Annotated in this window: 13 protein-coding genes; 12 read left to right on the forward strand and 1 reads right to left on the reverse strand. The window is 42.4% G+C overall.

The window, feature by feature from the left end:
- Positions 1-31: 31 nt before the first annotated feature.
- Positions 32-1,264 (reverse strand): ROK family transcriptional regulator, encoded by a 1,233-nt coding sequence (locus tag ACT29I_RS09350; RefSeq protein WP_444793267.1) that lies wholly within the window; start codon positions 1,262-1,264, stop codon positions 32-34.
- Between the two features lie 845 nt (positions 1,265-2,109).
- On the opposite strand from ACT29I_RS09350, the gene ACT29I_RS09355 reads away from it, so the two are divergent.
- The 12 genes from ACT29I_RS09355 (at position 2,110) to ACT29I_RS09410 (ending at position 26,503) form a co-directional block, all read left to right on the forward strand.
- Complete coding sequence (locus ACT29I_RS09355; RefSeq protein ID WP_444793268.1) at positions 2,110-5,319, forward strand: SusC/RagA family TonB-linked outer membrane protein; 3,210 nt, start codon at positions 2,110-2,112, stop codon at positions 5,317-5,319.
- A gap of 34 nt (positions 5,320-5,353) precedes the next feature.
- Positions 5,354-7,189 (forward strand): RagB/SusD family nutrient uptake outer membrane protein, encoded by a 1,836-nt coding sequence (locus tag ACT29I_RS09360; protein WP_430932141.1) that lies wholly within the window; start codon positions 5,354-5,356, stop codon positions 7,187-7,189.
- 37 nt (positions 7,190-7,226) lie between these two features.
- Entirely contained in the window at positions 7,227-10,226 is a 3,000-nt protein-coding gene (locus ACT29I_RS09365; protein WP_444793269.1) for a SusC/RagA family TonB-linked outer membrane protein, read from the forward strand.
- Between the two features lie 12 nt (positions 10,227-10,238).
- Entirely contained in the window at positions 10,239-11,987 is a 1,749-nt protein-coding gene (locus tag ACT29I_RS09370; RefSeq protein ID WP_430932139.1) for a RagB/SusD family nutrient uptake outer membrane protein, read from the forward strand.
- Between the two features lie 220 nt (positions 11,988-12,207).
- Entirely contained in the window at positions 12,208-13,842 is a 1,635-nt protein-coding gene (locus ACT29I_RS09375; protein ID WP_444793270.1) for a sodium:solute symporter, read from the forward strand.
- 74 nt (positions 13,843-13,916) lie between these two features.
- Positions 13,917-14,939 carry a zinc-dependent alcohol dehydrogenase gene (locus tag ACT29I_RS09380; protein ID WP_444793271.1) on the forward strand — a complete coding sequence of 341 codons (1,023 nt, stop codon included), beginning with the start codon at positions 13,917-13,919 and terminating at the stop codon, positions 14,937-14,939.
- A 94-nt stretch (positions 14,940-15,033) separates the two neighbouring features.
- Positions 15,034-16,200: an iron-containing alcohol dehydrogenase gene (locus ACT29I_RS09385; RefSeq protein ID WP_444793272.1), complete on the forward strand. Its 1,167-nt coding sequence runs from the start codon at positions 15,034-15,036 to the stop codon at positions 16,198-16,200.
- A gap of 43 nt (positions 16,201-16,243) precedes the next feature.
- Entirely contained in the window at positions 16,244-19,402 is a 3,159-nt protein-coding gene (locus ACT29I_RS09390; RefSeq protein ID WP_444793273.1) for a SusC/RagA family TonB-linked outer membrane protein, read from the forward strand.
- A 29-nt stretch (positions 19,403-19,431) separates the two neighbouring features.
- On the forward strand, positions 19,432-20,898 hold the full coding sequence (locus tag ACT29I_RS09395; protein ID WP_444793274.1) for a SusD/RagB family nutrient-binding outer membrane lipoprotein: 1,467 nt from the start codon (positions 19,432-19,434) through the stop codon (positions 20,896-20,898).
- 651 nt (positions 20,899-21,549) lie between these two features.
- On the forward strand, positions 21,550-23,136 hold the full coding sequence (locus ACT29I_RS09400) for a sulfatase (RefSeq protein ID WP_444793275.1): 1,587 nt from the start codon (positions 21,550-21,552) through the stop codon (positions 23,134-23,136).
- A gap of 99 nt (positions 23,137-23,235) precedes the next feature.
- On the forward strand, positions 23,236-24,660 hold the full coding sequence (locus tag ACT29I_RS09405) for a sulfatase (protein WP_444793276.1): 1,425 nt from the start codon (positions 23,236-23,238) through the stop codon (positions 24,658-24,660).
- An 85-nt stretch (positions 24,661-24,745) separates the two neighbouring features.
- Complete coding sequence (locus ACT29I_RS09410; RefSeq protein WP_444793277.1) at positions 24,746-26,503, forward strand: GDSL-type esterase/lipase family protein; 1,758 nt, start codon at positions 24,746-24,748, stop codon at positions 26,501-26,503.
- Positions 26,504-26,518 lie beyond the last annotated feature (15 nt).

The following is a 26,518-nucleotide window of genomic DNA, read 5'->3' on the forward strand; positions in this document are numbered from 1 at the left end:
TAAAAAATATTAAATTTTAATCTATTAAAACCTATTTTTTTTTGGCAGATAACTCCAGGTTCATAATTTTATCTAAAACCAACGATACTGCACCAATTTCTGTTGTCTGTTCCCCAAAACTGGAAGGAAGAATCTGGACATTGATGTTTGCCGGCAAAAGGTATTTAGATTTTTTATTTTCAATTAAGTCAAAAAGGAACTGGCCGCTTAACGAAATTCCACCTCCAATATAAACGGTCTGCGGATTTAGAAGGTTGGCAATTGTGCCAATGCCCTTGCACAAATATTCCGAGACCTCATCGTAGATTTTTAGACAGGCCACATCGCCCATTTTTGCCGCACGGGCGACTTGTTCGGCAGTCACAAGGTTGGAATTGTTATTGCACAAATCTTTCAGCAAATCGGCATTGCCGTTTTCCATTTCGGCCTTGCCACGGTTGGCAATTCTGTGTCCCGAAGCCAACGCCTCGAGGCATCCATACATTCCGCATTTACACTGTACCTTACTGTTTGTGTCAACCACAATGTGCCCGAATTCACCGGCAAAACCAGCATAACCTTTCACCAGGTTTCCTTCGATCACCAGCCCCGAAGCTATCCCGTAACCGAAGTTGATTACCGTAAAGTTTTTCAGATTTTGTCTTTCCCCCAGCTTTAATTCACAAAGAGCCATTAAACGTGTCGAGTTGTCATAGAAAAAAGGCACATCCAGCTTCTTCTCTAATACTTCTCTCAGACTGACGTTAGACCAGCCAAAATCAGGGGACGATTCTATGATCCCGGTTTCGCTATGTACCAGCCCGGCAACACCGATTCCAACACCCCAAATCCTTGCGTCTTTCTCCTTTCGCTTCTGAAGCTTGTTTATCACTTGCACTACTTTCTCGATTATACTGTCAAATCCACGTTCAATTTCAGTAGGAACTTGAATTTCCGAAATAAAATTTGCATTCAGGTCAACTAGGCAGCCCCTGATGTATGTTGCCCCAAGGTCGATACCAATAATGCAATTGCTTTCGTACTTGAATTTTACGATCACAGGAGGCCTTCCCCCGCTTGAATTTCCCACGCCTACGTATTCCGCGATCCCTTCAGAATCCACCAGCTCGTTTACAATTCGCGTAATTGTGGGCGGGGTCAATCCTGTTGCTCTGGACAGTTCCGACCGACTTATCTGGCTTTTCTCTTTTATTAGTTTTAAAATTACCTTTTTGTTGGTTTGATGCAGCAATGCCGCATCCATCTTTGCATATTCTTTTCTCATAATCATCTCGTTCTCTCCATACAAAAATATGAAAATAATATTAATAACATACACAAACAACTCCACATAATATGTGTTTACAAATGTTAATTTTTATAACCATCTGTTTTTCATGCTTTTTCATATTGCATTTAGTACTTGTTTGCTTCTATAACTTATTAATATCATTTTTATAAGTTGGATTATTAAAATGTATTGTTTACTTTTAAAATCTATTTTAAAAAGGCTTTATTCTAAATAGGCCCTAAAAATGGCGTATTTTCATAAGTTCTGGAAACCTGAATGTAATTAACAGAGAGAGAGTCGTGATTTAGTTAGTGAAGCCGGAAAGAATTGACAATTGTCGTAAAAAACTGAAACGTACAGAACTAGAACATTGTGGATCCCAGGCTTATAGTGGGACTGAATGGATAAAGTGGCCGAAATCCTAATTATAACAAGTTTAATCACCAATAGAAAGAAAGGAGGAAAGAATGAGAACATAGGCTTTGCAAATAAATTAGAAATGTAATGATTATTTAACCGAGTAAAAAAAGCATTCCAATTATGAAGCCTTCAAATCTGATGTCATCTAAATATTCCTGCGGGTTAATAGTGCTTGTGCTAATTAGATGAAAGTAAATCAGCCACCGTGTCAGAAAAAGTAGGTCTTGTGGATTCTTGGGGAACATAATGACAAAACCGAAATCGATCCGCTTTTTTAACAGGCTTTAATTAGACCTATTGGGTGGCCTACCATGCGGGCTAATAAAAACATGCAAATATCACATAGTTAAGGCTTATAATTTATGCAAAACAAGTTTGATAAGTAAGTTATAACCCGATAAATAAACTATTAAACTCTTATGAAAAAAACACGATTCAATCATTCCTTCCTTCGAGAGGGTTGCAAATTGCTCAATCAGAAAATAAAAAAGGCACTTCTCTTTGCTTATTTTATTTTTCTTGCAAGTTCAGGACAGGCAATTGCCGATAACTTGAACTTTGAAGATGAACCTCCTATTCTGTTGGAACAATCTGACAAAACGGTTCGGGGAACCGTTAGCGGGACAGATGGCCAGGGAATCCCCGGAGTAACCGTGATGATAAAAGGAACCACTATTGGAACCACATCCGGTGCAGACGGGCAGTACATCCTGAAAAACATTCCGGATGGAGTGGTATTGGTTTTCAGTTTTATCGGGATGGAAACACAAGAAATACCCCTAAAAAAGAATTTAGTTATTGATGTCGTTATGCAATCTGCACTTACACAACTGGAAGAAGTTGTGGCTGTAGGTTATGGTAAGCAGGAGAAAATAAGCGTTACCGGGTCGGTTGCCGCGGTAAAAACAGAATTAATCAAGCAAAGTCCCTCCCCCAACGTCATTGGGGCACTCACCGGTCAGCTGCCGGGTTTAACGACGATACAGAGCAGTGGTCGTCCCGGCGCTGAAGGCTATTCTATTTATCTGAGAGGGCTCAGCACAACCAACGGAGCTCAGCCATTGATTTTGGTGGATGGGATTCCCCGGGACAATATTACCCAGCTCGATCCGAATGAGATAGAGAGCCTGACAGTTTTGAAAGACGCCTCGGCCACGGCCGTTTTTGGGGTTCGTGGAGCCAATGGTGTTATTTTGGTGACGACCCGTGTAGGTCAAAACGAAAAACCATCTATCAGTTTTACTTATGAATTCGGGCTGCAACATTTAACCTACAAAACCGAGATGTTGGATTCGTGGGATTATGCCGAAATGAGAAACCAGGCCCTGATTAACGATGGGTATGCCCCCAAATATACAGAACGGCAGATCGGACTGATGAAGGCTGGAACCAGTCCTTTTTATCCCAATACCGATTGGTATGATATCATGCTCAACGACTTTGCGCCCATGTCGCGATACAATGTAAATATGTCGGGCGGAAACGATCGTTTCAAGTATTTTTTCAACGCAGGTGTTCTCAATCAGAAAAGTTTTTACGATGCCCTATCTAAAGATGAAGTCGGATATGATCCTCAGTTTAAGTTGAACCGTTACAATTTCAGAACCAACGTGGAGATGAAAGTGAACAAATGGATTTCCGCCGGGGTTAAGCTGGCCGGCTATGTAGATAAGGTGAATGGTACCACCTCGAAGGCTTCTCAAGTATATGTGGGGATCAATTCCATGACCCCGGTTACACCCGGGCCGCTCTCTCCCGCAGGATGGGAAAAGTATGGAATCCCCGAAGGGTATCCTATTACCCCCGATAACGTAAGCAACAAAAATCCCTACGACATATTGAATTTTAGGGGCTATAACAGTTCTGAATCCGATAACCTGAATACCACCGCCTATGTTGATTTTGACTTAAGCAAGATCACCAAGGGGCTATCCTCAAAAGTAATGGCCTCTTTTGACACCTATTCCAGCTCGTCTATCTCTGGAAGTAAGAGTAATACCAGTTATCAGTTTGATATTAATGAGCAGGAGACTCTGGAAGGCGAAATATACGATGCCATTCAATTTACACCCGAAGAGGATCTTCAGTTTTATCCCATTTCCCTTTCCAAGAGTTCCAGTTTTAGGTACAGCTCGAATTTACAATGGGTAATCAATTATAACCGCACCTTTAATAAAATACATAAGGTGACAGGGATGGTGCTGGCACAACGCGACAATAAAGAAGTGGCTAGTGGCAGCAGTGAAAATTTACTGCCGTATAATTATATGGGTGTTGCCGGTCGCGGAACCTACCGGTTGAAGAATCGTTATCTGGCCGAATTCAATATTGGTTATAACGGATCGGAGCAATTTGCCAAGGGTAATCGTTATGGCATATTCCCTGCCGGATCTGTTGGTTGGGTGCTGTCGAACGAACCCTTTGTTAAATCGCTTAATGTTTTCTCCAATCTTAAGGTGAGGGCCTCTTATGGTAAAGTGGGTAGCGATAATATTGGCGGTTCACGATTCCTGTACCTGGATAAAATGAATGTAAAAACCAGTGGAGCTATTAAAACGATCAGTGATTTGTTTGTGTCGGAGAATTTGCTCGGAAACCCAAATATTACCTGGGAGGTTGCCTACAAACAGAACTATGGGATTGATATGGGCTTCTTGAAAAACACCCTGACTTTGTCGGTGGATGCTTTTAAAGAAAGAAGAGAGAATATCCTGATTACCCGCCAAACGGTATCTGACGTGACCGGTTTGGCTGATATTTATCCCAAAGCGAACCTGGGAATTGTCGATAATAAAGGATTTGAGGTGGAAATGGAATATAAGAAAAGACTTAATAATGATTTCTTTTTCTCCATTCGCAATACCTTTGCTTATGCCATCAATAAAAACGTATTTGCCGATGAAGCCAGCAAGGGAGATAACTATTACCAACCTTATACAAAACAAGGCCTCTCTATTGGGCAATATACCGGTATGATTGTCGATTGGGATTCGGAAGGCAATGGGTATTACATTTCCGAAGAGGAGATTAATCAAACCACCTATTCGGGAGCCACGCCTCGTTTGGGGGATTTAAAATATAAGGATCTGAATGAGGATGGTAACATCGGTGCTGAAGATAAAGACGTGATTGGCTATCCAACCGTTCCGCGAATCAACTACAGTTCAAGGTTTTCCTTTTCATATAAAGGGTTTGATTTGTCATTGATGTTCCAGGGGGCTGCCCAGGTAACCAAGAACTTTACCGCCGCGGGAGTATGGGAATACGGAGATCCCGGATATTATTTTGCCTACCAGAAAAATGCCTGGACCCAGGAACGTTGGGACAATGGAGAGGAGATCTCCTACCCGGCTCTGTCCTCCTATAAGAGAAATACTAATCATACAATTAACTCATATTACACCACGGATGTATCTTACCTGAGATTGAAAAATGCCGAGTTTGGCTATACTTTTTCAAAAAACTTATGCAACAAGCTGGGGATAGAAAAGGTAAGAGTATACACCAATGGTAGTAACCTTATCACCTGGGCCAATAACCGTTTTTCCCATCTGGATCCGGAAATTGGGCGTTCCCCGCTGATTCCAATTACCCAGATATTTAATTTTGGTGTAAATGTTACGTTTTAGATTGGTGTAATTATTAAATGAAAAAGAAAATATTATGAAAACAAAAATATGGATTGCTGTCCTGTCTTTATTTCTGTTTGTTTCGTGTGAGGATGTTTTGGATATCTCTCCGGATGGAACACAGACAATGGATGAGATTTTTGCCGACGAAGCAACTACAGGAGGTTATTTTAGCTCCTGTTATGAGAAATTTCCCGTCTATGGATATGCCTATGTGGGGATTGAAAATCTACCTACTGCGATATCGGATGATTCCTGGAGTATTGGCCGAAATGGTGCCAACAGCGCTTCTCTTTATCTTGGAGCCTGTACCGCAGTTGGGAACAATAACAAACTGGGTTACCAGAAAGGGATTTTTGGTAATGGTGTTCAGGCATGGCCTTATTTCTATAAAAGAATTCGGCGCATTAATGTGTTCCTGAGCAGGATAGGGACCGCCGCCGTTCCTTCCGAGGCAGAACGTGAACAATGGACTGCCGAGGCCCGGGTATTGCGTGCTTTCTATTATGCCGATCTTGCGCAGCGGTATGGCAAAGCCTATCTTCTTACCGAGCCTACGGATGTGGATTTTGATGAGTCAACGCTGGTCATCTCCACCTATACGGAGATTGCGGATTTTATTATCAGTGAATGCCGCGAAGCCATGAAATCGCCTGAATTGCCCTGGCGACCTGAAATAAGTACCGATGCCAAAAGGATGAATAAAAGTGTCGCGGCGGCACTAAAATCCAGAGTAGCCCTGTTTAAGGCCAGTCCTTTGTATAACGGTGGTCAGAATTATTGGGCGGAAGCCGAAGCCATTTGCAAAGAGTCGTTAGACGAGCTTTTGGCACATGATTTTGAATTGTATACCACCGTTCGTAACGCTTCTGTTTTTGGGACAAACGCCTATCATGAATACAGCACAACTACCAGAGATTATTCTGCTGTTCCGGTAGATAAGGAAAGTATTTTAGTTACTTATACCCGCAGTAATCTTTGGAATTTCCAGGGATTGCCTATTAACAATGCGGTTTCGGCAGGAATGGCCCCTACCCAGGAACTCGTTGATGCCTATCCTATGACAAGCGGAAAATATGTTCTTGACCTGGCGAACCCGTATAATGATGTTAAACATCTTTCCCCCAATTTTGCCTCCGGGTCGGGATATGACGAAACCAACCCTTATGTGGACCGGGATCCACGTTTTTACGCCACGGTCTATTACAATGGTTCAACCGCTCTTAATTCAAGCAATAAGACTACAACGATAGATATTTTTAGGACGGGTAACAGTAGTATTGATGGTAGTAATACCAAGCGCACGCAGACGGGTTATTATCCACGCAGGCACTATCATCCTTTATCGCGCAGAGGTAAGAATGTTTCCTCTTCATGGCGCTATATGCGGCTGGCCGAGATCTATCTTAACTATGCCGAATGTGCGATCGAAAACAACCATCTTACAGAAGCTTTAGCGGCGATTAAGCCGATCAGAGATCGTGTGGGAATGCCCAACCTGGATGAAGTGGAAGGGGTAACCATTAACCAGGAAAACCTTCGTTTGATGTACCGTAACGAACGCCGGATTGAGATGGCTTATGAAGAAACCCGGTATTATGACGTGCGCCGCTGGACCGCTCCCGGAGAAGATATGGATATTGTACGTTATGCCACGGGTATGTGGATCGAAAAGAATGAAGACGGCAGTTTTACGCATATGCGATTTCAGGTGGGCGATGCCTATGATCCGGACACACAGAGCTGGAGCGGGCAAGGTCTGGAAAAAAAGTGCTATGCGGCCAAATTTAATCTTTACCCGATTGATGCGACAGAAGTCTCCAATTTATTTGAAAAAACCGGCGTTAACATTCAAAATCCCGGATGGTAATCTGGCTTGGAAGTGTTTACAATTAAATATTAAATAAATGATGAATTTCAGAAATTATATATCATCAAAAATATTAACCTTCTTGCTGATGATCTTTGTATTGTCGGCGGGGCATGTGCATGCCCAAAAAGAGGGCTCTTATACGAAAGGCTCGGTAAAAGATGTTTTCGGACGGGCTTTGCCCGGAGCTAAGGTGACGGCCCGAAACAATGCCATTAATTGTGTGAGCGGGGTGGATGGCACCTTCAACATACATGGGGTTCTTGTTGAAAATGAAGTATTCGTTGTGTCCTTAAACGGTTACAGAAGCCAGGAGGTAACCTTTACTAACAAGGAAGACCTCAATGTGGTTTTGGAATCGGATGCCTCAGGTCGCGACAATACGGTGTCTCTATTGACCGGCGACAGAACCATGAGTTCTGTGGGGGCTTCGGCCATAACCATAGGTCAGGATGTTTTATCCCGAACCAAGTCCTCGTCCCTCGGGACTGCCCTCACGGGGAGAATCCCGGGCTATACCTCCGGATACATACGAGGAATCTCTACCACCAATGGGAAAGCCCCAACGATTTTGGTGGATGGGATGCTAACCGATAGTTATGGACACCTGAATCTGAGAGATGTGGAGTCGATAACCATATTAAAAGATGCCGCTGCCACCTCTTTATATGGCTTCCAGGGAGGAAACGGCATTATTTCGGTGAAAACCAAGAAAGGTTATGATGGGGAGTCTACTATTACCGTAGATGCCAATTACACCCTGAAAAAATCTATTGTAACCCCTACCGTTTTAAATTCGGGACAATTCGCCAGACTTTATAACGAGGCCTGGGCTAACGATGGCAATACCGGTACGCCTGTATTTTCGGCTGAGGACATTGCCAATTACGAGTCGGGTGAAAATCGCGACTTGTACCCCAATAACAATTGGTACGATATGTTTATCGACCCGTTGGTTCAAACACAGGATATTCATGTAAGCGGACGTGGAGGTTCTGAATCCTTTAAATATTATGTGGGAATGGGCTATCTTCATCAGGATTCTCCTTATAAGACGGATGGTACCGTTCCCGAGACTTTTGGAACCAACCGGTTTGATATCCGTTCCAACCTGGATATTAAGATCAACGATTATATCAGTGGTTACATGAATATATCGGGAAGGCTGAATCGTAATATGGACACCCAGTCAAATGATGTCTATTCTACTATTTTTAACCTGGACCCTACTGTTTATGGACCTCTTACACCCGAAGGGTATGTGGTGATTACCGAAACCGAAGGGAGTTCAACCTATGCCAAGATTAACAGATCGGGATACACTAAAACAACCGGGGTTCATATTTCTTCCATTTCCGGATTAAATATTGACCTTAAGAAATTGCTGCCTGGTTTGTCAGCCGGAGGAGAGATAAAGTATTATACGATTCCGACCTCTTATATCTATGGCAATACCGATTACGAGCGATGGATACGGGATAAGACTGTAACCGACAGTTTGGCTTTTATGAAATTTGGCTCCACCACAGACGAGCCGGTCACATTCACCAAGAAAACCTCTTCCATTAACAGGAACGAATATCAGGGGCATTTGAGTTATCAAAATACCTTTGGAGACCATGGGGTTAGCGCCCGTGCGTTTATACAAAAACAACATTATAGTTCCCAGGCGGCGGTTGGTGTTCAGCCCTTTATAAAAATGACCTATGGGTTAAATGTGAGTTATGCGTATAAAAATCTGTTATATGCCGATTTGGTGTCGGGTTATCAGGGGTCAGAGCAATTTAGTTCCGAGAACCGTTACGGATTTTTCCCATCCATGTCTGCGGCTCTGGTGCTTTCGAACTTCGATTTTTTGAAGGCTAATGAGGCGGTGAGCTTCCTGAAACTTCATGGTTCCTACGGTTTGGTGGGTAATGATGCATTGGGCACCAGCGAGCGCTTCCTGTATAAGGATAACCTGACCACCAGTGGAAGCAACATTGGAGAGACCCAATTGGGTAACCCCGATATCACCTGGGAAAGCTCTAAGATTGCCAATATCGGGATCGACCTTGGCTTATGGAATCAGGTCTCTTTGGCTTTTGAGTATTTTGATGACCGGCGGACCGACATTTTGGTCTCCAATAAGATCATGCCGGCCATGATGGGTATTGCTTCCAGTGCGCTTCCTTTGATGAATGACGGTGAAGTACATTCATATGGCTTTGAGACCCAATTGGGTTACCAGAAGGACTTCAGCAAAGATTTTTCCTTTGGGATTAATGGTTACTTTGCCTTTAACGACAATAAGGTTGAAAGCATTGCAGAGTTAAATCTGGGCGATGATTATGCTTATCCATACAGAACTACCGGATACCGTGTAGGACAACATTGGGGTTACCTGATTGATTATTCCAATGGAAACGGCTTTTTCAACAGTGCCGATGAGATTGCAGCCTCCGGGCTAGCTTATGATGGCGCCTCACCAAGAACCGGAGATTTTATCTATCAGGATTTGAATAACGACGGGATTATTAATGCTAAAGACATGGCCCCAATGGGTTATGGAAGTATCCCAAGAATCAGTTATGGCGCTGAATTGAATATGCGATGGAAACAATTTGACCTTTCGGCCTTGTTGTATGGCGTTTCACAAGTGAGTTCATTTAACAGCGGTTGTGGCTATTATGAGTCGTTTAACAACGGCACCTTTTTCACGCAACATTTAACCGCATGGACTGCTGAGCGTTACGCCAATGGAGAAGAGATTACGGCTCCTGCTTTATCACTGGATGGAAGTTCCAGTCATAAAGCCAATGATTATTACTTTCAGGACAAAAGCTATGTCCAATTGAGGGAGGTAACCTTAGGCTATACGATTCCTGCCAGTGTGTCTAATAAGGTATGGACCAAGGATGCCCGGATCTATTTTAGCGGAAGAAATCTGCTTACGCTCGATAACATGAAAAGCGACGATATGACGGTTTTTATGAGCGGCGTGAACAGTTCTCCTACGCGCAGGGCGTTTGTTTTTGGGCTTAATCTAACATTTTAAGAAAGAGAAAAGATGAAACGAAGAATTGTATATATATTAATGGCTGTAAGCCTGTTGGCTCCATCTTGCGAAAGCGCTTTTGATTTCGGATCGGATGGACGGGTGACGTATGATGAAATCTTTTCGGATTACGAGTTAACCAAGAAATACCTGGCAACCGCTTACTCTTATATGCCCTACTATGGGGCGAGTAGTGCGGGGGGAACCTTTTTAGCATCCTATACCGATGAAGCGCAGAATGCCCAGGATGTAGTCCCCGGTAACAGTACCCTGCAATATTATCAGGGGAACATGAGTTCCAGCAATAATTTGCTTGATGGCAACCTTTACGACGATATGTATAAAGGGATCCGTGCGTGCAATGTATTTATTGCCCATGTGGATGAAGTACCTTTTTTTAAGATTGAAGAACACAGAGGCCAGTGGAAAGGCGAAGCTTATCTGTTAAGAGCTTATTATTATCTTCAACTCATTAAGCGTTATGGTCCGGTTCCTATCTTTAAAGAGGAGCTCCCTCTGGATTATGATTTCTCGGCCATGGAGAGGCCAACGTTTTATGAAAATGTGCAGGCGATCATCGACGATTGCGATGCTGCCATGGCCCAGCCTGAGCTTTTATATCGTCAGGTTAGTGGTCTTCAGGATGGGTATATGACCCGCGGGGTGGCCAATGCCATTAAGTCACAAGCCATTCTTTTTGCAGCCAGTCCGTTGTGGAACGATGGCAACAACTATTGGAATGAAGCCGCTGCCGTAACTAAAGATGCGATGGAAAAACTTGAGAGTGCCGGTTTTGGGTTGTATAATCCGGCAAGCATTTCTGTCCCTGGTCTCTATAGCAAGTATCAGGAATATTTCCTCACCGCCTCTGAAGGGGTGGAGAATCCTGCAGAAGAGAAAGAGACCATAAAAGGAACCACACGAATGACGCTGTGGTCCAATTACGGCCTCCCTGTTTTGGCCAATGTAACCAAAGCAGGCATGAGTCCTTCGCAGGAATTGGTTGATGCATATGAGACCATTGATGGTGTGCCGGTTCTTGATCCGGAGATGCCTTATCTGGATGACCAGCATCTGCAGCCCAATTATAATGTGGATAACACCTTGTATGATCCTGCAGATCCATATGCAAACCGCGACCCCCGTCTTTTTTCGACGATTTATTGCAATGGCAATTATCATAACCTAAGCAACAATACAGTTCCTGTGGAAACTTTTGTCGGCGGTAATTGCGGAATCTCTGAGATCAGTAACCTTTATACCAGAACCGGTTATTACCTTAGGAAGTTCATTAATTATGCTTCAAAGAACAATTATAATGTAGACGGTTATTGGCACGATTTCCGGATGGCTGAGATTTATCTTAATTTTGCCGAAGCAGACTTTTACGCCAACGGGGCGGTTACCTCTGAAGCGCTGGCGGCTGTCAATAAAATCAGAGCCAGGGCCGGCATGCCTGACGTTCCTTCAAGTATCTCTGCCCAGGATTTTGAACTCAAATTGCGCAATGAGCGAAGAATAGAGCTGGCTTTTGAGGAGCACCGTTACTATGACCTTCGCAGATGGAAGATTCAAAAGGACTATGAAGGAGTGGTTACAGGCATGAAAATCACTGAGAATGAAGGCACATTTAATTATGACAGGATCATTGTTCAGGAAAGAAATGTTACCGATGATAAATATTTGATGTGGCCGATTCCTTTAACGGAAGAAAATAAATTCAAAGCCGTTGGGGTTAATTTCCAAAATCCAGGTTGGTAATTGATGCTTCTGACCAGATCTTGACGAACGGATTTGGCGGAACATTTACTGATGCTACACAGACCAAAACGTTACACTCAGTGGTGAAATCGATTTTGGAATAAAGTCAACTTAGAATTAAAAGAGGTTGTGGAGCGATACCACAACCTCTTACAAATTAGACTCCAGTATCTTTATTTAGCGCATTGGATTCTATAAAAAAAATTAATTCCCATGTATAATGAGTGAAAAAATAGGTTTAATCGATTCTTCAATAATTATTATCTACCTGGTTGGAATATTAGTCGTTGGTATTCTATCCGTTAGATTAAAAAAAATGACTAGCGAAAGCTACTTTCTTGCCGGAAGGGGATTAAACTGGGTTTTGGTGGGTGCCGCTTTGTTTGCATCAAACATTTCAACCATTCACTTGGTTGGGCTCGCGGCATCGGGTTATAACGAAGGTTTGGTGTGGGGTAATTTCGAATGGCTTGCATCAATAACTTTAATTTTACTAGGGTTGATTTTCGCCCCATTTTATTTTAAAAGCAAAATATCAACCTTGCCCGAGTTCCTGGAAAAACGTTATGACTCTAGGTCGCGCACGGTTCTTGCCTTCATTGCCATTATTGGGGCCTTGTTTGTTCACATTGGCATGAGTTTGTATGCCGGTGCTGTTGTGTTCGAGACTTTCTTTGGAATAAATATCATTACCTCAATTCTTGTCATTTCAATAGTAACAACAATTTACACCGTACTTGGTGGCCTAAAAGCGGTGGTTGTAACCGAAACTATACAATCTGTAATTTTAATAATTGGTGCAATTATGCTAACGGGCTTTGCCGTATTTGCTTTATCAGAAAGTGGTATAAATACGATTGCCGAACTAAAAGCAAGTTTAAAACCCGGGCAACTAAAAATTTTACATTCCAAAGATAGCTTGGCCACATTGGGAGGAGACACCGGACTTACCTGGTACGCTTGCCTGCTGGGTTACCCCATTTTGGGTTTATGGTATTGGTGCTCCGACCAAACCATTGTTCAGCGGGTTTTAGGTGCCAAAACCCAAACAGATGCACAAGTAGGGCCCATTTTTGCCGGTTTCCTAAAAATATTACCGGTTTTCATTTTAGTGTTTCCTGGCGTTATTGCCTACGTGCTATTTAAAGACATTATTGGAACCAATGCCAACATGGCCTTACCGGTTTTAATTAACCAGCTTCTACCTGTCGGATTAAAAGGCCTAATGGCTGCTACACTTCTGGCAGCCTTAATGAGTACAATTGCGGCTGCATTAAACAGTTCAGCAACACTTATTGCCGTGGATATTGTAAAGCGGGTAAGACCCACTGTCACCGACAAACAACAAATTAAAATTGGTCGTTATGCTGCAATTTTGGTTATGGTGCTGGCCATGGCCTGGTCCACTCAGGGCGATAAATTCTCTAGTATTTTTGAGGCAATCAACAAAATTGCTTCGGCCATTGCACCTCCGGTAGCCGTAGTATTCTTGTTTGGGGTATTTTCGAAAAGAGGAACGCGGCAAGCTGCTTTCATCACCTTAACCTTGGGATTAATCCTAGGCATCATTGCATTTTGTTTCGATTTTGAACCCATTAGCGGGTACATGTACATTACAAAAGGTTTACAAATTCCTTTTATGATGCAGGCATGGTGGTTATTTGTGCTATGCTCAATCATATATTTTACCGTAAGTTTTGCAACAGAAAAGCCCAAACAAGAAGTTATTGACAACTACACCTGGGAACACCCTTTGGCTGTAGTAAGAGGAAAACTTACCTCAGTAAAAGATCCTAGGGCGCTAGCTCTTATCCTTACAGCGACTTTAATAATATTGTATTTCGCATTTTCATAGATTAGTTCAATTAGTAGAATGTTAATTTTTGGACGGGTATCATTCCCCTCGGAATTTTTCTAAAAAAAACAGTAATGAGACAAGCTATAATGACATCGCCGGGAGTGATCGAATTCAAAAACACTTCTGCTCCAAAGGAGATTAAACCGAATGAAGTGCTTTTGAAAATAGAAAAAATCGGAGTTTGCGGAAGCGACATACATGTCTATCATGGCGAACACCCCGCAACGCCCTACCCTGTTATTCAAGGGCACGAATATTCGGCCACCGTGGAGGTCGTTGGCAAGCAAGTATCTAAGGTAAAACCCGGGATGAAAGCCACGGCACGCCCCCAGCTGGTGTGCGGAGTATGTGGCCCTTGCAAAAGGGGGCAATACAATGCCTGCCAGAACCTGAAGGTTCAGGGGTTCCAAGCTCCGGGAGTTGCCCAGGACTATTTTATTGTTCCCGAAGATCGGGTGGTTGTCCTTCCCGATTCGTTAACTTTTGAGCAGGGAGCCATGGTTGAACCCGCTGCCGTTGGTGCTCACTCCACCAGCCGTGTTGCAGAAATCAAAGGAAAGAATGTGGTTGTTTCCGGTGCCGGCACAATCGGTAACCTGGTAGCACAGTTTGCGATGGCACGCGGTGCAAAAAAGGTCCTTATCACCGACATCAACAATTATAAGTTGCAAAAAGCAAAGGAATGTGGTATTGAAGCAACACTGAACGTATCGGAAACACCTTTTGAAGAAGGGATTAAATCAATCTTTGGCAATGAAGGTTTTCAGGTTGGCCTTGAAGCTGCCGGCGTGCAATCTTCATTGGATGTCCTAATTGCCAACGTAGAAAAGGGTGGAGATGTGGTAATTCTGGGTGTATACGCCAAAAATCCAACCGTAAACATGTATTATGTTGGCGAACACGAGTTGAATCTTTCCGGTTCTATGATGTATCGCCACGAAGATTATGAAGTGGCAGTACAAATGATTGCGGAAGGAAAAATCATAACAGAACCTCTGATTTCTAAACACTTTCCTTTTGAAGAATATGCGAATGCATACAAATACATTGAACAAAAAGAAGGAGAAACGATGAAGGTGATCATTGACCTTTAATATTTACGCATGAAATGCGTCCGGAATATTGGACGCATCCTACACGGTGCTGTTAAAAACAATCAATTTTAATTGTATATGAAATATTATTATAATGAAAAACTTTAATTACCATCAGTCTACGGAAATACGCTTCGGGATAGGACGAATTAACGAACTTGCCGAAACGGTAAAAAAATACGGAAACAAAGTTTTATTGGTCACCACAGCTACAACTAATCCCGCTTTCGAGGAACAATACACCAGGGTAAAAAAGATATTGAGGGATGGCGGTGTTGAAGTGGCCCACTACGACGGGGTTATTCCAAATCCAACTATCGAATCGATAACTGCAGGTGCCGAGATAGCCCGCAATTTTGGCGCCGAGGTAGTTGTTGGGTTGGGGGGCGGCTCCAGCATGGATTCAGCTAAAGCGATATCGGTAGCCGCAACACATGAAGGTTCTTGTTGGGATTACCTCTTTTATAAATCGCCACAACCCGATCCCGAAAAATTATTGCCGGTTATTGCCGTTTCAACCACTTCGGGTACCGGTTCTCAGGTTACCCAGGTGGCAGTGGTTACAAATACACAGGAACGCGACAAATCGGCCCTGTACAATAATATTTTATACCCGGAGGTGTGTATTATCGATCCAGAACTGATGTTAACCGTTCCCGCTTTTGTAACCGCCACAACCGGTTTCGATGTATTGTGTCATGCATTCGAAAGCACAATCAATCCGGGTACGGGAGCATATGTCGATTTGCTGGCATGGGAAGCCATTGCAATTGTGGTAAAAAACTTACCCAAATTACTAGCCGATTTAAAAGATATAAAAGCGCGTGAAAAAATGGCCTGGGCCGATACCCTTGCCGGGCTTTGTATTGCCAATGCCGGAGTTACCCTACCCCATGGAATGGGAATGGCCATTGGAGGCATGTATCCACAAGTTGCACATGGCGAAGCCCTGGCCATTGTTTATCCGGCCTTCGTTGAGTTTACCTGGGAAGCAGCAATACCTCAATTTTCAAAATTAGCCCGGATATTAAATCCTGAATTAAATGCTGTAACCGATAAAGGAGCGGCTGCTCAATCTCAAAACGAAATTTGTAGGTTTCTGAAACAAATTCAATTGAACAAAAAACTGCGTGATGTTAATATGCCTGAAAATGAAATTGAAAAACTGGCGGATCAATGTATGGTATTGCCCGATTACGAAGGCAATCCGCGCGTTGCAACAAAAGAAGATATGATTGAACTTATAAAATCCTCATTTTAACAAATATTTAGCCATCATATTTTTAAACTTAAATTCTTTGAAGATGAAAAAACAATTATTTCTAATTTGCTTGCTCTCCATCGTAATGCTAAGTGCATACGCGCAAACCCGAAGCATAAGCGGGACCGTGACTTCGGGGAAGACCGGAGAAAAGCTTGTTGCCGTAACCATTTCGGTAAAAGGAACCAGTATTGGTGTCATCACCGATACTCATGGGAATTTTAGCCTGGAAGTGCCTGAAAATGCTAAGACACTGGTTGCTTCATTTTTAGGCATGACAACTATTGAAGTTCCCATTTCGTCATCGGATGTTTACAATTTTTCGATGGTGCCGGAAAATATCGGCCTTGACGAAGTAATTGTGACCGCTCTTGGTGTTACCAGGGAGAAAAAAACGCTTGGTTATGCTGTTCAGGAACTTTCGTCGGACGATTTAAATCAGGCAAACGATCCTAATATTGTTAATTCCCTTTCGGGTAAAGTAGCAGGTGTTCAGGTTACAAGTGGGGGTAGCACCATTGGTTCCTCTTCAAGAATTGTGATAAGAGGTAATGCTTCATTTTCTGGCAATCAACCACTTTTTGTGGTCGATGGCACTCCAATAGATAACTCTTCACCCAACCTTCGGGGAAATGGTGGTACCGACTGGGGTAATACAGCCTCTGATATCGATCCTAATACCATTGAGTCTATGACAGTGCTAAAGGGTGCAAATGCAGCCGCCCTTTATGGCAGTCGCGCCACGAACGGAGTTATTATTATCACCACCAAAAAAGGAGGTAAAGGAGGCAAAAATATTGGGGTTGAATTTAACTCTTCAGTAATTTTCAACCAACCGGCCTATTTCCCAAAACTTCAGAACGAATACGGAGGAGGTAGAGACGGTAGCGAATATCTTTACAATAAATATAACGAAGAAAACGGTACATCATTAACTTATAATGAATACGCAAAACAGTTTGGATATAATTATGTTGATGGCGCCGGTGGCGGAGTGAACGATAATCACCCCATTAACTGGGGGCCAAGATTAGATGCCGGACTTAATCTCGACCAATGGTCTACAGGAGCGGACAGCCCATGGGTATCACGTCCGAATAACGTAAAGGAATGGTTCAATACCGGTCATAATATCGAGAACAGCCTTACCGTTACTTCAAACGGAGAAAAAGCATCGGGAAGAATTACGATCACGAATCTGGACTCGAAAGGTATTGTTGACTATACGGATCAAAAGCAGAATACTATCTCCTCAAATGTAACCCTAACTCCAACTAAAAAGTTAACTGCAGTTGCCAATGTTACCTATTTAAGAAAGGAAAGTGATAACGTACCAAATAATGGTTACATGTACGCCGACATTTTTGGGTGGTTGCAAAGAGATTACGATACACAATACGCGAAAGATTTATTTTACGAAAAAGGGAATGACGATTACATGTTTAATGGCGATAATCCTTTTTATTCGCTCAGAAACACCCATGGCTTCACCAGGGATAGAATGTTTGGTAACATAAGTACTTCCTATGATATTAGCGACTGGTTATCCGCTACAGGACGGGCAGGAATTGATTTCTATAATGAATACCGTAAAAACATTACCCAATCGGGAACTTTCCGGAATATACGTTTGGGAAGAGGCGGGCAATTCAACGAAACCCAAATTTTTAACAAAGAAATTAACGCCGATTTCATCCTTAATTTCGACAAGACTTTTGGCGATTTCCGTATCGATGGGCTATTAGGCGCAAATTACAGGAACGACTTTTACAAGAACACGTATATGAGTGCAGCTGACCTTACCGTCCCCGACCTGTATACCATCTCCAACGTGAATGGTAATCCAACAGTAAGTATGTACACACGCGAATATGAAACACACAGTGCATATTTTGCAGCCAATGCATCGTATAAAGATTTTATTTTTCTAGGGATAACCGGCCGTAACGACTGGAGTTCGACATTGCCTTCTGAAAGCAGGTCCTATTTTTATCCATCGGTAAGCCTTGGCCTAAGTGTAACCGACGCATTTCAAATCGAATCTGATGTTTTATCGTATGCCAAGTTAAGGGGGAGTTGGGCAAAAGTTGGTGGTGACACCGATCCTTATAAATTGGACAGGGTTTATTCTGCTAATTCTTTCAATTCAATCTCAACATTTACGGCTTCCAGCACTATGCCTCCTGTTGGATTAAAACCTGAGGAAACGCAATCTTATGAAATTGGTGCTGATTTAAGATTTATAAAAGATCGCATATCTTTAGATTTTACTTATTATAACCAAACAACAGTAAACCAAATATTGTCTGTCGCCACATCCGGTACAACAGGCTACAGCTCCATGCTGTTAAATGCAGGCGAGATTGAAAATAAAGGTGTTGAATTAATGGTGTTTGGCAAAATCCTAGACAGCAAGTCTGGATTAAATTGGGATGCAACAATTAACTGGGCAAAAAATAAGAGCATGGTTAATTCATTATATGGCGACCTTGAATCGTATGTTATTTCTGCCGGGTTTGGAGGTGTGAAATCGCTGGGTATACCCGGAGAAGAATGGGGTGTTTTATGGGGGTTACCATTTGTTAAAGATAATGAGGGAAATACCGTTGTAGATGCGAGAGGGCTTCCCAAAACAACCAATGTTGGTGAGAAACTAGGTACGGTAACGCCGGACTGGACAGGAGGTATAAAAAACTCATTTAGATATAAGAACGTTAACCTGAGCTTTTTAATTGATGCCAAAGTTGGGGGCGATATGTTTAGCACCACCGCCTGGCACTCTTATCCAACCGGAGCATATGAAGTAACCACTAAAAATAATGTAAGGGAAACCGGTTTGATTGTTGATGGTGTTTTTGAAGATGGTACAAAAAACGACATTCGCGTATCAGCACAGGATTATTACCTGGGCTCGTGGATGTGGAATAACCATGAATATTCGATACTTGACGGAACCTATGTGAAATTTCGCGAGCTTGTGGTAGGATATGATTTCCATTTCGACAACATAGGCTGGATTCAAAAAATTAACATCTCATTTGTTGGCAGAAACCTAGCGATTCTATACAGAGATAAAAGCACAGCTGATTTGGGTATTGATCCGGAAATTGGTTTTGGCGGAGGAGAAGCCGGTGTTGGTTTTGAGAACTTTAATATTCCAACTACCCGCAACCTTGGATTTAAGCTAAAAATCAGTTTATAAGAATTTTGTAATTAAAAAAAGTTTCGATTATGAAAAAGATATTTAAAGCATTATTATTTCTTTCGGTTGGCGCTTTGCTTGCAATGGCATCATGCACTAGCGAATTTGATGAGTTGAATACGAACCCCAATGCGGCCACTGTTGTACCGGGAACTAATGTTCTTGGTTCTTCAATGACATTATCTGCAGGCACATTGTTCGGAACCAGACTGAGCTGCTACTACACAGGTACGTATTGTGGATACATAGGTTCCGATGACTACGAATACAGAGTTGGTATTAACAATAGCATGTGGACCAGCATGTATAATATAATGACTCGCGCTGTTGACGCCATGAGACTAGCAAAAGAGGAAGGAAACGATAACCTCTACGCAGCCGCACTTACTTTTAAAGCATACAATGCACAGAAGACAACTGACATGTGGGGTGATATTCCATACTCACAGGCTTTTAAATTAGGAGAAGGAATAACTTATCCAGTATACGATTCGCAGGAACTGGTTTACAACACAATTTTGTCGGAATTAAAAACTGCCGCCGATATGTTTGACGAAAATGGCGAGAACATTGGTGAAGGTGATTTTATATTGAATGGAGATGTTATGCTTTGGAAAAAGTTTTGTAACTCTTTACGCCTTAGAGTTGCGATTCGTATGTCGTCAGCCGATGCTGCAACAGCTTCAGCTACTATCCAGGATATTTTAAACAATTCAACCAAATATCCTATTATGACTGAGAATAGCGATAATGCTTATTGGTGGTTTCCCGGGATTGCCCCTGACCAGGAAATTTGGTACGAATCAATGGGTACAAGCGGCGACGCTGAAAAAACCGGCTGGAGGCTGCAACAACCTATTATTGACGCCTTGCAGGACAACAACGATCCGCGCCTTCCTGTTTATGCCGATAAAAATGACTATGGCGTTTATAGTGGTCACCGCATGGGACCTTTTCAAGCTTCCGACACCATGAATAACAATGCGAACAGATCACATATTGGAGATTGGTTTATGAACGATCCTGCAGGCTTTGTGCCTTACATGAACTGTGCCGAAGTATATTTCGGTCTGGCCGAAGCGTATGAACGCGACCTTGCTACCGGTGATGCTAAAGTGGCTTATGAAATGGGCATTACCTATTCATGTATGGAAAGTGGGCAGATTGAACCGTCCCAAATAGCCACATTTTTGGCTGAGCCTGAAGTGATCTGGGACGGAGGAACCACTTCTAATCTTGAAAAGATTGCCCTGCAAAAATACGTTGCTTTATTTAAGCAAAGTGTTGAAGCCTGGTCAGAAGTAAGGCGAACCGATGTTCCGCTTCTTACAGGAGTATCGGCAGAATATGCATCCGCCCACAACAGGCCACCTTTCAGGTTAGCGTATGCCGATGAAGAGAAATCACTAAATATTAATTTCCCGTACGATGTTGAGGAAGAAGATATCTTTTACGGAACACAGGTGTGGTGGGACAAAAGAACAGGTGTGGAATAATAATTTAACTAAATAATATGTGAGGAAACAGGTCAGTAGTTAGCTCACCTGTTTCCTTTATATATAATTAGTGGCTATAAGAAAAGGCAACAATTCTCTTTTAAAAACCCTCTAACTCTCCCGAATACGAGTTCGGGACAGGCTCTAAAGGGAGAACCAGAACTCCCCGTAGAGAGCTAATTCCCCTTTAGGGGTTCGGGGTAATCACCAAGGAGAATATATTAAATAGAGCGTTTTCTTAGATGCACTAATTATTTGGGATAATAGCTCGTTAAGCTTTCGTCATGATCATATTATCAAGTTGTTATATAGATGCGTATTTGCATCGTATAAATTGTCATTGAGTACTTTTAACCCGGATTATGCATTGGAGGTTCGTCATGAGCATTGCAAGTACAATAAAACAAGGCATTACTGAAACAAGGCATAACTTGTCCCGATTACTTTCGGGAGCATCGTTCTGGTGAGGTGAAGTGATGCAACGAAATGTCTTGTTTTAAAATAATTTCAATGTGTAATAGAATTTCTAATGCATATTGCGGGTTTAAAATAACCCCATGTCTATTGTCGAAAATACAACTATTAATAATTGGCATGTACCTGATAATTAATTTCAGTAAGCCTATACGAATTAAGTTAAAAGTTTGAAAAATGGTAAAGTGTATAAAAAAACAAAATACCCTACATCCAATTTTTGTTATATTAGTATTATTGCTAGCCTGTTATGGCTGTTCTCAACAGGGAACAACATCAAAACCTCGTCCCAACATCCTCTTCATCCCCGTCGACGACCTTCGGCCAGAGCTGGGATGCTACGGAAACAAGGACATAAAAACGCCCAACATCGACCGGTTGGCAGGCCAGGGTGTGACTTTTACACGTACCTATTGTCAGCAGGCCGTTTGCAGTGCCTCACGGGCCAGTTTACTTACCGGTCTGCGCCCTGATTCCATTCAGGTTTGGGATTTGCAGAGCGAATTTCGCGCCGCCGTCCCTGATGCTGTTACCTTGCCCCAGTTTTTTAAACAAAGTGGTTACACTACCATTGGTCTTGGTAAAACATTTCACAATATTTTTCCCGACACCATTTCATGGACAGAAAAACCACATATCGAAGGATTTCCATTCGACCCGGATGCGTTTTATGTAAATGAAGAAAATATAAAAATTCAACAGGAAAAGATTGAAAAACTGAAAGCCGCCGGAAAATCGACCATCGACCAATTGGGTCATTGGTATGTAAAAGCCAAAGCTACTGAAATTGGCACGAAGGGTGACGATGCCTATTTTGATGGTGCACAAACCACCCTGGCCATAGAAAGAATGCAGGAATTGGCTAAGTCTGACAAACCCTTTTTCCTCTCGGTAGGATACTATCGGCCACATCTGCCTTTTAACGCCCCCAAAAAATACTGGGACATGTACAACAGGGATTCAATCCCGTTGGCAGAAAACCAGTTCACACCTGACGGGAGCCCGGAATATGCCAACCACGGTTACCAGGAACTAAAGGGATACATCGATTGCCATGAGCTACCTCTTCCATCCGAAAAACCCTGGCAAACAGAACGCCAAAGAGAACTTAAACACGGCTATTATGCCAGTGTTTCGTACATCGATGCTCAAATTGGCAGGTTGCTCGACGAATTGGACAGGCTCGGCCTGACCGAAAACACCATTATAGTGCTTTGGGGCGACCATGGTTGGAAACTGGGCGAACACAACGGCTGGTGCAAAATGACCAATTACGAAATCGACACACATGTGCCATTAATTATAAGCGGAACTGGCGTAAAAGCAAAAGGGCAGCAAAGCAATGCCCTAACCGAATTTGTAGACATCTATCCAACGTTGATTGAAATGACAGGTTTCGATATTCCATCGCATCTTCAGGGAAGCAGCACCGTACCGCTTCTCGAAAATCCTGAAAAAAAATGGAAATCGGCTGCTTTCAGTCAATTTTTGCTGGGGAGGTTTGGTCCTGCGGAAACACGAAAACATGAAAGAATGGGATATGCCATACGAACCGACAGATATCGTTATGTGGAATGGTACGGCTGGAATAAAAAAGAAAAGAAAAAGGGAGAACTTTTAAATAGGGAACTGTTCGATCACCAGACTGACCCAAAGGAAAATATGAATCTGGCAAACGTTGTGGAATATAAAAAAATTGTACAGGCACTTTCTCAACAACTAAACCTGGGATGGAGGAATGCCCTTCCCAAGTCAAATAAATAATTTGTTTTATCCAAATGACATAGGGTTTTGGCAACAATTTTCGTCTAGTAAGTAATAAACATTCAAAATCAGTTCAACCAATTGTATTATACAACAACCATGAAAAATATATTAGTATTGATAGTTGTTTCGACTATGTTGTCATGTACTTTTTCCAATCCGGAAAAAAAACCAAACGTAGTATTTTTATTAATCGACGATATGGGCTGGATGGACATTGGTGCCAATGGGAGTACTTTTTACGAAACGCCTAATATCGATAAACTGACGAGCGAAGGTGTTCGGTTTACCCAGGCTTATGCAGCTTCTCCAATATGTTCGCCAACGCGTGCCTCCATATTAACCGGTAAAAATCCGGCACGTATTAATCTTACCCAATGGATTGGAGGCCCTGGAAACCCCGATTACGAAAGAAATTTGCCTCTCGAAGAAGTACTCTTCCCTGAAATAATGCAAGAGGCCGGCTATAAAAATATTTTCCTGGGCAAATGGCACTTGAACAACAGGGCTGGCGAGGGGAAATTCTGGCCCGACAAACAAGGTTTCGACATCAATGTTGGGGGTCACTTTAGAGGTGGCCTGTATATCAAAAACAAATACTTTTCCCCCTGGAACATTCCCAACCTGGAAAACGGACCTGATGGAGAATACATGACAGACCGCCTGGCACAGGAAGCAGCCGATTTTATCGATGTTAATGCCGATAGCTCATTTCTTTTGTACCTTTCTTTTTACCAGGTCCATGCGCCCTTTAGCGCACCTGAAGACAGGGTTGAAAAATACTTGAAAAAGCAAAAACAACTGGGTCTGACCGACGAAGAAAAATTTAAAGAAGGAACTTTTGGCGATAAAACTTTTACTTACAGAACTAAACAAGATCATCCCACCTATGCCGCCATGGTTGAGTCAATGGATATGGCTGTGGGCAAGGTGCTCAGTAAACTGAAAGAAAAAGGGATTGACGATAACACGATTGTCGTTTTCTTTTCCGATAACGGAGGATTAAATACCTCAGAGGGAATACCCACCTCAAATGCACCATTAAAATATGGCAAAGGCTGGTTATACGAAGGAGGAATCAGGGAGCCCGCTATTATCAAATGGCCAGGCGAAACCAAACCGGGAACTGTTTCGGATGAAGTTATTACCAGTATGGATTTCTACCCCACCATTCTCGAAATGATTGGAGAACCATTACGCCCCGATTTACATGTTGACGGTAAAAGTTTAGTGCCCTTGCTTAAAGGGGAAAAGGAAAAAATTCACGATGCCGTCTATTTCCACTACCCGCATCGATCCAATCAAAAAGGAAGTCCGAGCAGTGCCATCCGCGAAGGCGATTATAAGTTGATTGTATTTTTTAACGACAACCGTCAGGAGCTTTACAACCTGAAGGACGATATTGGTGAAACACACGATCTCTCAAAAGAATTGCCCGAAGTTAGAGAAAGACTGTACTCAAAACTGGAAAAATGGTGGGACGATGTTGATGCCCGTTTCCCAAAGGAATATAAAAAACCATGATCAGAAAGAAGCACCAATTAGCCCGATTATTCATGAATTTTCGCGATGAAAATTCAAAATACACCGAGAAAACAATTGATTTGAAATGAGACGAATTATAATAGCTGCCATTTTCTTTACCTTCCTGTTTGCAGAAAATGGTCATACACAGACTAATAAAACAATTAAAGTTGCCTGCATTGGTAATAGCATTACGTTTGGATACGGAATAAAAGATCGTTTAAAAGATGCATATCCCGTACAGCTGGGAAGGATGCTGGGAGAAAATTACGTGGTAAGAAATTTTGGGGTAAGCGGGCGTACATTGCTTTCAAAAGGTAATATGCCTTACATAAAAACAGGGGCATATCAGCAGGCATTAGAATTTAATCCTGATATTGTCATTATCAAATTGGGAACCAACGATAGCAAACCCTATAACTGGGAGTTTGGTGACGAGTTTAAATCTGATTATTTAAAACTCCTGGAATCCTTTAAAAACCTGGAATCAAAACCAGCCATTCATCTTTGCTTGGCCGTTCCCGTATTAAAAAGCGGACTGACCATTAGCGACGAAATCGTTGAATACAAGATCAATCCGTTAATACAGGAAATTGCCAGGGAACAGAATTTGAAACTGATTGACCTCTTTACGCCATTTGTTGGAAAAAAAGAGCTCTATGCTGACAATATTCATCCCAATGGCCAGGGAGCAGGTGAAATGGCAAAAATAATCTATAAGCAACTTACCGGTGTTGAAGGAAAACTAGTTATCCAAACATTCCCGGGGAAGAGAACGACATGGAAAGGTTTTAACCGGTACGATTTTGAGTTTGGCAATAAAAACGCACGAATCATAGAGCCGGCCATACCCCTTGAGGGTAATCCATGGGTTTGGAGAGCCCGCTTTCCGGGATGGCATACCGAAATGGACAGCATATTGGTTTCAGAAGGTTATCACCTGGCCTATATAAATACCAACGCTCAATTTGGAAGCCCTAAAGCTATGAAATCGTGGGATAGATTTTATAAATACCTGATTAAGGCACATAACTTCAACAGAAAAGTTGCATTGGAAGGTGTAAGCCGGGGAGGCTTGTTCGTATACAACTGGGCAAAACAAAATCCAAATAAGGTAAGCTGCATTTATGCCGAGGCACCTGTTTGCGATTTTAAAAGCTGGCCAGCCGGTTTTGGGGCAAGTGACGGTTCAAAAAAAGATTGGGAAAAGCTAAAGACTGAATATGGTTTTGCATCGGATAAGGAGGCGAAGAACTATGCGAACAATCCAATAGACAACCTGGAAGCTTTGGCAAAAGCAAAAGTTCCTGTTTTGCATATGATTGGCCTAAACGATTCTGTTGTGCCAGTGGCAGAAAACTCGATGGTGTTGATTAACAAATACATAAACCTGGGCGGCATAGCCACCGTGATTCCTTGTACCCGGGGAAAACAAACCCTTTATGGCCACCATTTTCCGATTGAAACACCACGAATTGGCGCCGACTTTATAAAATACCACACAAAACCTGAAGTAAAATTGATCGATACAAGCGCCCATCATACCCCAAAAGGAAGACTTCAAAATAGTTTCCTACAATTCCAGCGAAACAAAAAAGAACAGGTGGCATTCCTTGACGGTTCAATTACAGGCACGGGAGTCCCTGAAGAACTTAACCTAAGAAAAAGGGTAATTAAGCATTTACATATACCAATCTATTACTCCACCGCCTCCTGCCTAGGCGATACCGATCACCCATTAGAATTACGCATGACCGCTTCAGGCAAAAAAATGCAGGAGGTTGAGGCCAGTCGCATCAGGTATTTCTTTGAAAAGCGCAGTGAAGCAATTTTATACAACTAAATTTAAATAAACTAC

Origin of the sequence: Saccharicrinis sp. GN24d3 (assembly GCF_052400645.1) — a bacterium.
Taxonomy (GTDB): Bacteria; Bacteroidota; Bacteroidia; order Bacteroidales; family Marinilabiliaceae; genus Saccharicrinis.

Excerpts from the sequence above, each read along its gene's own strand:
- ACT29I_RS09365 (WP_444793269.1), top strand. The coding sequence starts at position 7,227 with ATGATGAATTTCAGAAATTATATATCATCAAAAATATTAACCTTCTTG.
- ACT29I_RS09380 (WP_444793271.1), top strand. The coding sequence starts at position 13,917 with ATGAGACAAGCTATAATGACATCGCCGGGAGTGATCGAATTCAAAAAC.
- ACT29I_RS09370 (WP_430932139.1), top strand. The coding sequence starts at position 10,239 with ATGAAACGAAGAATTGTATATATATTAATGGCTGTAAGCCTGTTGGCT.
- ACT29I_RS09350 (WP_444793267.1), bottom strand. The coding sequence starts at position 1,264 with ATGAGAAAAGAATATGCAAAGATGGATGCGGCATTGCTGCATCAAACC.
- ACT29I_RS09410 (WP_444793277.1), top strand. The coding sequence starts at position 24,746 with ATGAGACGAATTATAATAGCTGCCATTTTCTTTACCTTCCTGTTTGCA.
- ACT29I_RS09355 (WP_444793268.1), top strand. The coding sequence starts at position 2,110 with ATGAAAAAAACACGATTCAATCATTCCTTCCTTCGAGAGGGTTGCAAA.
- ACT29I_RS09395 (WP_444793274.1), top strand. The coding sequence starts at position 19,432 with ATGAAAAAGATATTTAAAGCATTATTATTTCTTTCGGTTGGCGCTTTG.
- ACT29I_RS09360 (WP_430932141.1), top strand. The coding sequence starts at position 5,354 with ATGAAAACAAAAATATGGATTGCTGTCCTGTCTTTATTTCTGTTTGTT.
- ACT29I_RS09385 (WP_444793272.1), top strand. The coding sequence starts at position 15,034 with ATGAAAAACTTTAATTACCATCAGTCTACGGAAATACGCTTCGGGATA.
- ACT29I_RS09375 (WP_444793270.1), top strand. The coding sequence starts at position 12,208 with ATGAGTGAAAAAATAGGTTTAATCGATTCTTCAATAATTATTATCTAC.
- ACT29I_RS09390 (WP_444793273.1), top strand. The coding sequence starts at position 16,244 with ATGAAAAAACAATTATTTCTAATTTGCTTGCTCTCCATCGTAATGCTA.
- ACT29I_RS09405 (WP_444793276.1), top strand. The coding sequence starts at position 23,236 with ATGAAAAATATATTAGTATTGATAGTTGTTTCGACTATGTTGTCATGT.
- ACT29I_RS09400 (WP_444793275.1), top strand. The coding sequence starts at position 21,550 with ATGGTAAAGTGTATAAAAAAACAAAATACCCTACATCCAATTTTTGTT.